Source organism: Nonomuraea sp. NPDC059007, assembly GCF_042740555.1.
Classification (GTDB): domain Bacteria; phylum Actinomycetota; class Actinomycetes; order Streptosporangiales; family Streptosporangiaceae; genus Nonomuraea.
On the sequence record NZ_JBHYJD010000029.1, the window covers coordinates 61,838 to 74,895 of the forward strand.

A 13,058-nucleotide genomic window follows, 5' to 3' on the forward strand; every position below is an offset into this window, starting at 1 on the left:
TGGTGCTCCTCAAGGAGTGGACGGCGGCGCGGCGGCGAGCACGGCCCGCATGACGTCCTCCCGCCGGTCCTGCAGGTAGAAGTGGTCGCCGGGCAGGGTGCGCAGGGTGAAGCCGCCGCTGGTCAGCTCGGCCCAGCGCGCGGCCTGCTCGGCGCTCACCTCGGGGTCGTCCGCGCCGACGAGGGCGAGGACGGGGCAGTCGAGCGGGGCGTCGTGGCGGTGCCGGTAGGTCTCCTCCAGCCGGTAGTCGCTCCGTACGGCCGGCAACACCAGCTCCCTGATCACCGGATCCTCCAGCAGTTCCGGGTCGGAGCCGCCGAGCCTGCCCAGCTCGGCGGCCAGCTCGTCGTCGGTGCCCAGGTGGGCGCTGACGGCCAGCCGTTCGTGGGCGGCGTGCCGTCCGGACACGACGAGGGCGGCGACGCCCCGCCCGCGGGCGCGCAGCTCGCGGGCGCTCTCGTAGGCGACGAGCGCGCCGAGGCTGTGCCCGAAGAGCACGGCGGGCCGGTCGAGCAGCGGCGTCATCGCCTCGGCGACCTGCTTGGCCAGCAGGGCGACGCTCTCGGCGAACGGCTCGCCGGAGCGGTCGGCCCGGCCCGGGTACTGCACGGCGCGCACCTCGGCCCCGGGCGTGCCGCGATGCCACAGGCGGAAGAAAGCGGCGCTGCCTCCGGCGTGCGGAAAGCAGAACACGCGCAGCGCGGCGCCGGGGCGGACGTCGTAGCAGTGGAAGGGGTTCATACGATCTCCTCGGCGGCCAGCGGCCTGGGCGGTTCCTGCGTGAGCAGGTCGGGGCGGCCGATGGTCCGGGTCAGGTCGAGCCAGGCTCGGCCCAGCGCCAGGTGGTACTGGCCCTGGCTCAGGGGGTCGCCGTCGCCGGTGACGGCGTCGTGCAGGCCGGTCAGCGCCCGCCGAACCCCTTCCGGCCACAGGCGGGTGACGATGTCGCGGAAGGCGGGCGCCTCGGCGGGCCCGAGCACGGTGGCGCTGGGCAGCTCCAGGCCGGGGCCGCCGGTGGCGAAGCGGCCGTCGTCCTCGCGGCCGACGTACATGCGGGGGCTCCACACCAGCGGGCCGTGGGTGTTGACCAGCGTGAGGCTGCCGCCCTCCGTGCCGAGCGTAATGCGGTGCAGCAGGTGCAGGTGTGCGTCGGGGTCGTTGGGGGCGACCTGGTTCTGCACGCGCAGCGTGAGCGGCACGCCGCCGAAGCCGCCGCTGACGCTGGTGAACGGCGCGCCGGGCGTGGCCGCGGCGAACGACCAGGGACGCGGCGAGCCGAGCGCCTGCCCGAGGATGTCGAGCAGGGCGTAGGCGACGTGCACGCTGCAGGCGGCGTCCACGTACAGCGGCTGCTGGAGGGCGCGCAGCCTGCGAGCGGCCTCGACGAAGCGGCGGACCGGTTCCAGGTGCGGGTAGAGGGTGTTGAGGTGGTGCACGACCCCGGCCGACCTGGCGGTGCGCAATACGCGGGCCAGCTCGTCGGGGTGCACGGGGTGCTCCTGGAGCACGTGCACGCCCTGTTCCAGCAGCGCCGCGGTCAGTTCCGTGCCGTCGCCGCCGACGACGCCCGAGCGCACGACGACGCAGGCGGCGTCGGCCACCTCGGGCACCTGATCGGGGCGGGTGAGCAGCGGGACGCCGTGCTCGCGGGCGCGGGCGGCCGACCTGGCGCCGCCCTTGGCCAGGATGCCGGTCAGCTCGAACGGCCCCTCGCGCAGCGCGTCCAGGTAGACCTGGCCGAACGTGGTGCCGCAGACCACGATCCGCTTCACAGCTCGCCCTCCTCGATCGGCGGAGCGTGCGGGTCCAGGGGCGCGACCGTCGTGCTCAGCTCGGCCTGGGCCACGGGCGCGATCGCGCTCAGCACGGCCGCGGGATCGAGCACGTCCGCCGCGTAGTGCGTGCCCGCTCCCGGCCCGCCGGCCAGGACCGTGCGCGCCGTGTGTGCGGCGACGGCCGCGGTGAGCGCGGAGGTGTCCGTGGTGCGCAGGGCGAGAGTGCGGATGCCCCCCTGAGCATCACTCCCTTGAAAAAGCATGACATAGTACGGTGTACGTCCCGCAAGTTCGAGAGCCGCGGCCCGCTCCAGGTCGGCGGCCGATCCCTGCGCGAGCGCCAGCACCCGCTCCCGCGAGGTCACCGTGTACCAGCGCGACTCCCCCACCCCGAGCCGGCGTGCCACCCGCTCCGCCTCGGTGGTCAGGTAGGGGTGCAGGTTCACCCGCTCGGGGAAGTACGGCAGCTCCACCTGCTCGGCCGGGCTCAGCGCCCGCGAGACCCGTACGCCGCCGCGCCAGGCGGCCAGCGCCTCCCCGTACCCGCCGGACAGCAGGACGTCCTCCGCCGCGGCCGGGGTGAGCCGGTCACGGCCGCCGGTGAAGACGTCCAGGCGGGCGGCCGTGCCCGGCTCGGCCAGCAGGCGCGGGAGCAGGCCGGACAGGCCGGGCAGCATACCGGCCGAGACGATCGCGGTGCGGCCGGCCGTACCGGATCGGGTGAGCAGGTCGTGTAACGGGTCGTCGCCGGCGGCGTCGACGTAGTCCGCGCCCGCCGCGAAGGCGGCGCGCGCGACGCGGTCGCCCAGCCGGTGCGAGGGGCCCGCGCAGTTGACCACGACGCGGCAGCCCGCGCAGAAGGCGGCCAGCGCGTCCGGGTCGAAGGCATCGGTGCCGCCCGACCTGCTGCCCCGGCGGACCTCGTGGTCATCCAGCAGGGCGGCGACGGTACGGCCGACGGCGCCCGACGCGCCCAGCACGCCGATCACCGGGCGATCCTGCGGGCGACGGCGGCGGCGTGCGCGGGGTCGAGGCAGGTGAAGTGGTCGCCGTCGACGTCCTCGACGGTCAGGCGGCCCAGGCACAGCTCGCGCCAGAAGGCGGTCATGTCGTCCTGCAGGGTCGGCACCAGGTTCGTGACGCCGCGCTGGCGCAGGAAGGTCAGGTCGCCCGCGTAAGGCTCGGGGTCGTAGCGGGTGACGGCGGCGAAGCTCTGGCTGAAGACGCGCAGCGCGCCGTCCACGTCCGTGCCCGCCTCGCGGGACAGGGCGGCCACGCGCTCCTCGCGCGGCGTGTCGGCCAGGGTGGAGAAGGCGCGGCCGGTCTCCCCGTCCAGCCGGGCCAGCGCGCCCTGCCCGACCAGGCCGGGCGAGCCGGCCAGCACCTCGCGCAGGGCCCCGGCCAGGTCGAGCGGCGGGTAGCCCAGGCGGGCCGGGTCGATGCCACTGGCCTGCGCGAAGCCGTACTCGATCATGAGATCGTCCTCGACGCGGTAGGGGAAGCGGGAGCTGCTGATCACGGTGAGCCGCTCGACGCGCGCGCCGCTCTCGGTGAGGTGGCGGGCCAGCTCGGTGGCGATCAGGCCGCCCATGCAGTAGCCGATCACCTCGAAGCGGGTGGCGCCGTCCTTGAGCAGGTGGCGGGCGTAGGCGGCGGCGAGCGTCCCGACCGCGGTGGCCGGGTCCAGCTCCAGGTATCCGGCGAGGTCGGCGACGGCGAGGCCGACGAGGGGCGCGCCGTCGTCGAGTTCGCGGATCAGCGCGCGGTAGGGGGCCAGCGTGCCGGAGCCGTCGTGGACCAGCACCCGGGTCGCGCCGCTCCCCTCGGCCAGCCTGACCAGCGGCGAGGCCGTCGTCGTGCCGCGCTCCCGATCCTCCTGCTCCTCCCTCAGGTGTACGGCCAGCGCCGCCACGGTCGGCTGGTTGATGAGCCGCCTGACCAGGCTGTCCCAGTAGAGGCCGGGCGCCAGCGTCTCCCTGATCCGCCCGGCCAGCTTGGTGACCAGCAGCGAGTCACCGCCGAGCAGGAAGAAGTCCTGGTCGCGGCCGACCTCGGGCAGGCCGAGCACCTCCGCCCACAGGGCGGCGAGGCCGCGCTCCAGCTCGTCGCGCGGCGCCTCGCCCGCGGTGGCCGCCGGTCCGGCGCGGCCGGGTACGAGGGCGGCCAGCGCGGCCCGGTCGAGCTTGCCGTTTCCGGTCAGCGGCAGCGTGTCCACGACCTGGACGGTGGCCGGGATCATGTACTCGGGCAGCCGCTCGGCCAGGAAGGCGCGCAGCTCCGCCGGGTCGACCACGGCGCGGTCGGCCGGGAAGCGGGCGGCGAACACGCACTGCCCGAGCGCCGCCAGCGGCTCGTCCTGGCCGGGCAGGCAGGCGTAGGCGGTGGCGCCGGCCTCCTCGATCAGCGCCAGCCACTCCTCGCGGGTGGTGAACGTCCTGGGCCGGTCGTGCGGGTCCATGAGGAACTCCATCGAGGCCATGATCTGCGCGTGGTCGCGCGTGGTCTCGATGAACACCAGCCAGCCGCCCGGCGTGAGCAGCTCGCGGAAGCGGGCCAGGACAGCCGCCCGGTCGTGCGCGTTGTGCAGGACGTTCGCCGCCACCACGACCTCGAACGTGTTCGGCTCCAGCCCCTGCGCGCGGTGGCCGGCGTTCAGGTCGAAGATCCCGTAGCGGACCCACGGGTGCGCGGCGAAGCGCTCGGCCGCCTCGTCCAGGAAGAAGCGGGACAGGTCGGTGAACAGGTAGTCCACGTCGTGTCCCGCCAGCTCCGGGATGAGCTCGGCGCTGGTGCCGCCCACGCCCGCGCCCACCTCGAGCACGCGCAGCGCTCCCCTCCCGCGCTGCGCGTGCTCGCCGGCGAGGTGGCCGAGGACGTGCCTGGCCACGCCGTTGACGTAGCGGCTCAGGACGTTGTCGCGGTAGGCGCCCTCGGCGGTGCGGGTGGCGGCCTCGGGGAAGAGCAGGTCCCTGGCCTCCAGCTCGCCCCGCATCAGCTCGGGCAGGCTGGCGGTGCCCTGCTTGAGGAAGGCGATCAGCTCGTCGCCGTAGTCGAGGTCCTTGGTGAGCTCCTCGACCCGCCGCCAGGCCGCGTCCAGGGCGGGCCCTTCGCGCAGGCGGTGGTAGCGGCCGGTCACCGGGTCCAGGTCCAGGCGTCCGCGCTCGTGCAGCGCGGCCAGCCAGCGCCGGATCAGCCCGTGGTGGCGGGGCACGACCCCGGCCCGCTCCAGCACCTCCTTCACGTCATGGCCCGCGCCCCGCCCACCCGTCTCCTGCCCGCCCGTCTCCTGAACGCCTGTGTCGTGGTCTGTGTCGCCGAACAGGCCGGCCGCGCGCAGCGCGGCGGCCATCGCGGTCATGGCGATCTCCTCCAGCGTGGCGGCCACCTCGACCACCGCGCCGGTGTCCACGCGCTCGGCGGCGGGCGGGGCGGGCAACGGGGCCTGCTCGTCGTCCTGCTTCCGTACGGCCTGCGTGAACCCCAGCAGGCGGCGCTCCATCGGCCCGTCGCCGTCGGCGATGACGGCAGCGGCGGCCAGCGACGGGTGGGCCAGCAGCGCCGCCTCCACCTCGGCCAGCTCGATGCGGTGGCCGCGCACCTTGACCTGGAGGTCCTCGCGGCCCAGGAACTCGATGTTCCCGTCGGGCCGGTAGCGGCCCAGGTCGCCGGTCCGGTAGAGGCGCTCGCCGCCGTGGTGGACGAACCGCTCGGCCGTTCTCTCCTCGTCGGCCCGGTAGCCGAGCGCGAGCCCGGCGCCGCCGATGTACAGCTCGCCCGGCACCCAGTCGGGGCACGGGCGCATCGCCGGGTCGAGGACGTGGAAGCTCTGGTTGGCCAGCGGCCTGCCGTACGGGACGCTGGGCCAGCCCGGCGGTTCGCCGTCGATCGGGTGGAAGATCGACCAGACGGCCGCCTCGGTGGCGCCGCCCAGGCTGATGAGGCGGAATCCGGGCAGCCTGCCGCGTACGAGGCCGGGCAGGGTGAGCGGGATCCAGTCGCCGGACAGCAGCCCGAGCCGCAGGGACGGCAGGTCGAGCGCGGGCTCGGCGTCCAGGTAGTGCTGAAGCATCTGGAGCTGGGCGGGCACCGAGTTCCACACGGTGACATCGTGCTCGGCGACGCAGGCGGCCCAGTGGGCGGGGTCGCCCCTGCGGGCCGGGTCGGGCAGCACGAGGGCGGCGCCGGTGGCCAGCGTGCCGAAGACGTCGTAGACGGACAGATCGAAGCCGAGGGCGGCCAGGCCCAGGACGCGGTCCTCCTCGTGGACGCCGAAGCGGGCGGTGATGTCGTCGAGGGTGTTGCGGGCGGCCCGGTGGCTGACCACGACGCCCTTGGGCGTGCCGGTGGAGCCGGAGGTGTAGATCACGTAGGCGGCGTCGTCGGGTTCGCGCGGGGTGTTGGCGACGGCGCCGATGTTCCCGGTGGCCGCGGCCGGGGCGGTGGGGAGCAGGACCAGGCGGGCTCCGGCGTCGGCGAGGATCCGGTCGCGGCGGGCCTGGGGCTGGGTGGTGTCGAGGGGCAGGTAGACGCCGCCCGCCAGCAGCGTGCCGATGACGGCGGCCACCTGCTCGACGCCCTTGTCCATGGCCACCGCCACGGTCTCGCCCGGCGTCAGGCCGCGCTCCTTCAGCGCCCCGGCCACCTCGGTGGCCCTGCGCAGCAGCTCACCATAGGTCACCCGCTCCGCCGGGGTGATCACGGCGATGCGACCGGGCGCCCGCGCGGCCTGGCGGAGGAACGGCTCGTGGAGCAGGCCCTCGGGCAGCGGGGCCGCGGTGGCGTTCGCCTCGTCCCGCCGCCGGCGCTGGGCCGGGGGCAGGTCCACGGGCGAGTACGCCGCCCAGGTCTCCGGCGCGGCCAGCCGCGGCAGCAGGCCGGTGAACGCGGCGAACATGTCGTCCACCACCCCGTCCGGCAGGATTCCCTCGCGGACGTCCCAGTTGACCAGCAGTTCGCCTTGGTGCTCCTTGACCTGGCAGTCGATCCACACCTGAGGCGTCTGGCTGATGCCGTAGCCGGGCCGCCCGCGCTCCGCCTCGTCCTGGCCGAGCCCGATGGCGCTGGTGAACACGACCGGCATCAGGCTGGCGGCCCGTCCCCGCCGCCTGGCCAGCTCCCTGATGACCTCGATGCCGGTGTGCCGCCGGTGCTCCAGGTCGTCGAAGAGCTGCTGCCCGACGGCCCTGGCGCGCTCGCCGAACGTGGCGCCGGGCGTGGTGTCGACGGCCAGGAGGTTGAGCGAGGTGAAGTCGCCGACCACTCCGCCGATGCCGGGGTGCAGCTCGGGCCGGTCGAGCAGGGTGAGGTTGAGCGTGAAGCGCGGACGGCGGCTCCACCGGCCGACGACCTCGGCATAGGCGGCCAGTACGGCCTGCGACGCCGTAACCCCCTGCCCGGAGGCGCGCTCCCGCACCGCCGCCCAGACCTCGGCCCCGACCACGCTCTCCCAGCGCCGGAACCGCCCCGGCGCACCGCTCAGCGCGGGCAGCTCGGGCGCGGCGGGCAGGTCGTCCAGCCGGGCCTGCCAGTAGGCGCGGTCACGCTCGTAGCGGGTGCTCTCCCGCCGCGCCCGCAGCGCCAGCACACAGTCACGGAAACTCACCGGTACGGCGGGCAGCCCCGCCTCCGGATCATCATGCAGCCCCTGGAACTCCCTCAAAAGCACCTGAATGCTGACATAGTCAGAAATAAGAAGATCAATGGAGGCGTGCAGGACCGCACCCTCGTCGGTCAGCGTGATCCGCAGCTCGAACAGCGGCCACGCCCCCGCCGGGTAGACGGTGTGCCCCATCTCCTCGCGGATCGCCGCGATCGCCGCCCCGGGATCCACCCCGCGCAGATCCGTCACCCGGATCTCGTAATCGGGCACCTCCGGCAGCACCTGCTGGTAGCCGTCGGCGTGCACCACGGCCCGCAGCATGTCGTGCCGCTCGATCAGCGCCCGCCACGCCGCCTGCGCCCGCACCGGGTCCAGCTCGGCGAAGGTCACCTCCACGTACCCGTGACAGGCGACCCCGCCGAACCCGAACGCGTCGTTGCGCCCCAGCAGGTAGGCCTGCTGCACGTCCGTCAGCGGGAACGGCTCGAAGCGCCCCGCCGGATCTTCCGTCAGCACCTCCGCCGCGGCCTCGCGCCGCAGGACCTCCAGGATCTCCCCCTTGACGGCCTGCACCGCCGCGCGCCGCTCGGGCGTCAGCGCGCCCTTCGGCGCGCGGAACCGCAGCCGCCCGTCGTCCTCCCACAGCCTGATCCCCGCCGTCTCCAGCTCGGCGATCAGCTCCTGTACGGCAGGCGCCCCGTTCACGGCGTCCCCTCCTCTCACAGCGTCCCCTCCTCTCACGGCGTCCCCTCCTCTCACAACGTCCCCTCCTCGATGTCGTCCATGGCCCGCGCGCACCCGGCGAGCGTCGGGTCGGCGAAGAAGCGCCGCAGCGGCACCTCCACGCCCAGCCGCTCGGCGGCGATCGCCGCCATCCGCGTGGCCAGCAGCGAGTCGCCGCCCAGCGCGAAGAAGTTGTCCGCCCGGTCCGTGACGGGCGTGCCCAGCAGTTCCGCCCAGACGGCGGCCAGCTCCGCCTCCAGCCCGCCGCGCGGCGCCCCCGCCTCGTGCCCGGCCGCCTCCGGCGGCGCGTCGCCGCCCGCCGGAAGCGTGTCGGCCGTGCCGGTGGCGTAGTGGGAGAGGGGGTCCGGTGGGGTGGTCCAGTCGGCGGTGGCCAGCCACTCCAGCACCCGCAGATAGGTGGTGAAGGCGGTGTCCAGGGCGCCGGGCGGGAAGAGGGACTCGACGGCGTCCCAGCGGACCAGGAGCTCGCCGTCCACCTCGCCCACCTGGCAGTCGAGCCACACCTGCGGCGTCTGCGAGACGCCCCACACCGGGCGGGCGAAGGACGGCCCCGCGGTCAGCGACGGGTCGGCGACGCCGAGCGTGCTGGTGAACACCACGGGCATGGTCATGGCCGCGGCGGCGGCCCGGCGGGCCAGTTCGCGCATGACCCACACGGCCGACACCTCGCCGTGCTCAAGCCCGCGCCACACCTCCTCCTGCAGCCCGCGCGCCCCCTCCAGCCAGCCGCCGCCCGCGCGGTGGGCGACCAGCATGAGCGAGGTGAAGTCGCCGAGGACCCGGTGGATGTGCGGGTGCGCCTCGCGCCGGTCGAACAGGGTCAGGTTCAGCGTCAGCTCGCGCTGCCCGCTCCACGCCCCCAGCACCTCGCCGAACGCCGCCGCCAGCACCGTGGACGGCGTCAGGTCGTGTCCCCGCGCCAGCCCGCCGACCAGCCGCCACAGCCGGGCGGGCAGCCTGGCCTCGCGGCGCGCGAACCTCGGCCGCTCCACCTCCTCCGGCCGCGTCGCCAGCGGCAGGCGCGGCGCGGGCGGCAGGCCGGGCAGGCGGGCCGACCAGTAGTCCTTGGCCCGTTCGAAGACGGCGGGGTCGGGGTGCTGGGCGAGGAGGTAGTCGCGGAAGGTGACCTCGACCGGGGGCAGCGGGGCGTCGGGGTCGTGGTAGAGGCGGTCGAGCTCGCTGAGGAAGACCATGGTGCTGAGGGCGTCCATGGCGATGTTGTCGAAGCTGACGCCGAGCCGTACACCCTGCTCGTGGGTGACGGCGCGGGCGTCGAACAGCGGCCAGACGGCGGGGTCGAGGACCTGGTGGGACATGCGCTCGCGCAGGTCGTCCACGGAGTCCTCGCGCCTGATCGTGAAGCGCGGCACCTCGGGCAGGACCCGCTGCAGGCCGTCGGCGTCGAAGACGACGCGCAGCATCGGGTGGCGGGCGATCAGGCGGTTCCAGGCCTCTTCCAGGCGGTCGAGGTCGATGTCGCCGTCGTACTCGGTGTAGAAGTGGCAGCCGACGCCGCCCAGGGTGAAGTGCCCGGCCCGGCCCAGCCAGTAGGCGCGCTGGACCTCGGTGGGCGGGAACGGGGTGTGGCGGTGCTCCTCGTCCGCGCGGATCTCGGGGGCGAGCCCCGCCGCGTCGCCGAGGGTGAGGGTGGCCGCGAAGGCGCTCAGGGTGGGGCGCTGGAACAGGACGCTGAGCTTGGCGTCGGCGATCCCGGCCGCGCGCAGGCGGGCGATCAGGCGGGTGGCCAGCAGGGAGTCGCCGCCCAGGGCGAAGAACCCGGAGTCCCTGCTCACCTCGGGCACCTCCAGGAGGTCGGCCCAGATCGCGGCGACCGTCTCCTCCACCGGACCCTCCGGAGCCTGCCCGTCCGCCTTCCCATCCGGTACGGGCCGGCGCGCGAGGGCCGCCAGGGCTCCTCTGTCGACCTTGCCGTTGGCGGTCAGCGGGAGGCTCTCCACCAGGGTGACGGCCGACGGGACGGAGTGGCCGGGCAGCAGGTCCGCCGCGTGGGCGCGCAGGTCCTCCTCCGTCAGCCCGGTGCCGGTCGCCAGGGCGAAGGCGTGGAGGTGGCGGTGGGTGCGGGGGCCGGTGGCGACCGCGACGGCGCGGGCGACCCCCTGGTGCGACTCCAGCGCCGCCTCGACCTCGCCCAGCTCGATGCGGTGGCCGCGGATCTTGACCTGCTGGTCGGTCCGGCCCAGGAACTCCAGGGTGCCGTCGGGCCAGTAGCGGCCGAGGTCGCCGGTGCGGTACCAGCGCTCGCCGTCGTGCTCGACGAAGCGGGCGGCCGTGGTCTCGGGGTCGCCGCGGTAGGCGGTGGCCAGGCCGACGCCGCCGATCCACAGCTCGCCGGGCACCCAGTCGGGGCGGTCGGCGCCGGCGGGGCCCGCGACGCGGTAGCGCTGGTTGCGCAGCGGCCGGCCGTACGGGATGGAGGTCCAGTGGGGCGGTACGCCGGTGACGTCGTGCGCGTTCGACCAGATGGCGGCCTCGGTGGCGCCGCCGAGGGCGACCAGGCGGCAGCGTCCGCCGCTCTGGGCGGCGAGGCGGCCGGGCAGGTCGAGTCCGACCCAGTCGCCGGAGACCAGCGCCAGGCGCAGCGACGGCGGCAGCTCGGCGGCGGTGACGAGCAGCATGTCCAGGAGGGTCGGCACGGTGTTCCAGAGGGTGACGCCGTGCTCGGCGCACAGGCGGGCCCAGGCCTGGGCGTCGCGGCGCTGGTCCTCCTCGACGAGCACGAGCGTGCCGCCCGCGCCGAGGACACCGAACAGGTCGTAGACCGACAGGTCGAAGTCGAGGGCGGACAGGGCGAGCACCCGGTCGCCGGGGCCGACGCCGTAGCGCTCGCCGATGTCGGTGACCGTGTTCAGGGCCGCCCGGTGGGCGACCTCCACGCCCTTGGGCTCGCCGGTGGAGCCGGAGGTGAAGATGACGTACGCCGACGAACCCGGATCCACCCGCACGGGCGCGGGCAGGGGATCGGCGGGCGTCTGCGGCCAGGCGGCGTCGATGACGTGCGCGGCGGCCGACCGGGTGAGGATGCGCTCGCGCCGGGCGGGCGGCTGCTCGACGCCGACCGGCACGTACACGCCGCCCGCGGCCAGCACGCCGAGCACCGCCGCCACCTGCCCCGGCCCCTTGGGCAGGGTCACGGCCACCGCGTCGCCCGGCCGTACCCCCTGCGCGCGCAGCCGTCCGGCCACCAGCAGGGCGTCGGCGGCCAGCTCGCCGTAGGTGGTGGTGCCGAAGTCGCCGGCGAGGGCCGTGCGGGCGGGCTCGCCGGCGGCCCGCTCGAAGAACGCGTCGTGAAGCAGCCCCTCCGGTACGGCTCCCGCCGTGTCGTTGACCACCTGCCGCACCCTGCGCTGGTCCTCCGGCAGCGGCAGGGGCGAAGGAACCGACCAGTCGGCCCGCGCCAGATGCTCAAGCAACGCCCCATAGGCGGCGAACATGGCGTCGAGCACGCCGGGCGCGAACAGCTCCTCGACGGCGTCCCAGGCCAGGTGGAGCCCGTGGTCGTACTCGTTGATCTGGTGGTCGAGCCAGACCTGCGGCGTCTGGGTGATCATCCAGCCGGGCTCGCCGAACGCCTCGCGCACCTCGGGCGCGATCAGCTCGGTGCCCAGGTTGCAGGCGAAGACGACGGGCGCCGCCGCCGGGCTGCCCCGCTTGGCCAGCTCCCGCAGCACGTCCACGCCGGAGTGCCCGGTGTGGCGGGCGTCGGCGCGGAAGCGCCGCTGCAGGGCCCGCGCGCGGCCGGCGAACGACTCCCCCTCGGTGAGGTCGGCCTCCAGCAGGATGAGGTTGGTGAAGTCGGCCACCAGGTGCGGCACGGACGGGTGCACGGTCTCGTCGCGGTCGAACAGCGGCACGTTCAGCAGGAAGCGCGGCTCGGCGCTCCAGGCGGCCAGCACCTCGCTGTAGGCGGTGGCCAGGACCATGGCCGGGGTCAGGCCGTGCTCGCGGGCCTGCTCCTTGAGCAGCTTCCAGGTGTCGAGGTCGAGCCAGCGCTCGCGGCGTACGAAGCGCGGCGCGGTGATCGCGGCCGGGTCGGTGGCGAGCGGGAGCTGGGGCGGGCCGGGCAGCTCGGCCAGGCGGCCCTCCCAGTAGAGCCGGTCGGGCTCCGGCGGCGCCGGCCTGGCGGCCAGGTATCGGGGGAAGGAGCAGTCCAGGCCGGGCAGGTCGCGGCCGAGGTAGAGCCTGGCCAGGTCGCGCAGGAAGATCTGCAGGCCGAGCACGTCGGCGGCCAGGAAGTCGACCTCGACGTGGACCCGCGTGGCTCCGCCGGGCAGCAGCGACAGCCGTACGTCGAACAGCTCGCCGCGGGCGGCGTCGAAGCGGCGGTGCGACAGCTCGGCGCGCACGCTCTCGGCCCCGGAGGAGTAGACGGTCAGTCCCGGCCAGGCGCCGGTCTCGGTGATCCGCTGGGTGCCGTCGTCGTGGAAGACCGCGCGCAGCATCCCGTGGCGGCGCACGAGCGCGCGCACGGCCGCCTCCAGCCGCTCCGGCTCGACGTCGCGGCCGTCGAACTCGAGGTAGGCGTGGCAGCCCACGCCGCCGAGCACCTGCCCGTCGGCCCGCCCGATCGCGTACGCGAGCTGGACGGGCGTCAGCGGGAACGGCGCGCCCTCGTCGACGGGCGGGGCGGCGGTGGCAGGCGGCGCGCTCAGGCGGGTGGAGACCAGGGCCCACCAGGCGGCCAGCGTGGTCTCCCCGGCCAGGTCGGCGAAGGCGATGCGGGCGCCGGCCCGCCGCCATCGGCCGGCCAGCCGCATGGCGCGCAGCGAGTCCAGGCCGAGGCCGATCAGGTCGGCGTCGTCGGAGATGACGGAGGGGGAGATGTCGAGCTGCGCCGCGATGTCGGCACGCATGGACTCCAAAGACAGCACAGATTTCCCTTATCGGTCAGCTTGCCGGGGCCACCGCGACAATAGTTAGGT

At 75.0% G+C, this 13,058-nt stretch carries 5 protein-coding genes; all 5 read right to left on the reverse strand.

Annotated elements, in window-relative coordinates; all coding sequences use genetic code 11:
• Nucleotides 1–9 precede the first annotated feature (9 nt).
• From ACFWY5_RS36980 to ACFWY5_RS37000, 5 genes are read right to left on the reverse strand one after another with little or no spacing between them, the layout of a single operon-like run.
• Nucleotides 10–741 (reverse strand): thioesterase II family protein, encoded by a 732-nt coding sequence (locus tag ACFWY5_RS36980; protein WP_379637528.1) that lies wholly within the window; start codon nt 739–741, stop codon nt 10–12.
• Nucleotides 738–1,772 (reverse strand): Gfo/Idh/MocA family oxidoreductase, encoded by a 1,035-nt coding sequence (locus ACFWY5_RS36985; RefSeq protein WP_379617917.1) that lies wholly within the window; start codon nt 1,770–1,772, stop codon nt 738–740. Before ACFWY5_RS36985 ends, ACFWY5_RS36980 begins: the two co-directional genes overlap by 4 nt.
• Nucleotides 1,769–2,764, reverse strand: a complete 996-nt coding sequence (locus ACFWY5_RS36990; protein WP_379637529.1) for a saccharopine dehydrogenase — start codon at nt 2,762–2,764, stop codon at nt 1,769–1,771. Before ACFWY5_RS36990 ends, ACFWY5_RS36985 begins: the two co-directional genes overlap by 4 nt.
• Nucleotides 2,761–8,079 (reverse strand): amino acid adenylation domain-containing protein, encoded by a 5,319-nt coding sequence (locus ACFWY5_RS36995; RefSeq protein WP_379637530.1) that lies wholly within the window; start codon nt 8,077–8,079, stop codon nt 2,761–2,763. Before ACFWY5_RS36995 ends, ACFWY5_RS36990 begins: the two co-directional genes overlap by 4 nt.
• Before the next feature lie 50 nt (nt 8,080–8,129).
• The gene (locus tag ACFWY5_RS37000) at nt 8,130–12,989 is read right to left on the reverse strand and encodes an amino acid adenylation domain-containing protein (protein ID WP_379637531.1); all 4,860 of its coding nucleotides are present in this window, start codon (nt 12,987–12,989) and stop codon (nt 8,130–8,132) included.
• Nucleotides 12,990–13,058: the final 69 nt, after the last annotated feature.

What these genes read in the sequence shown, in the direction of transcription:
- ACFWY5_RS37000 (WP_379637531.1), bottom strand. Translation starts at nt 12,989, where the DNA reads ATGCGTGCCGACATCGCGGCGCAGCTCGACATCTCCCCCTCCGTCATC.
- ACFWY5_RS36980 (WP_379637528.1), bottom strand. Translation starts at nt 741, where the DNA reads ATGAACCCCTTCCACTGCTACGACGTCCGCCCCGGCGCCGCGCTGCGC.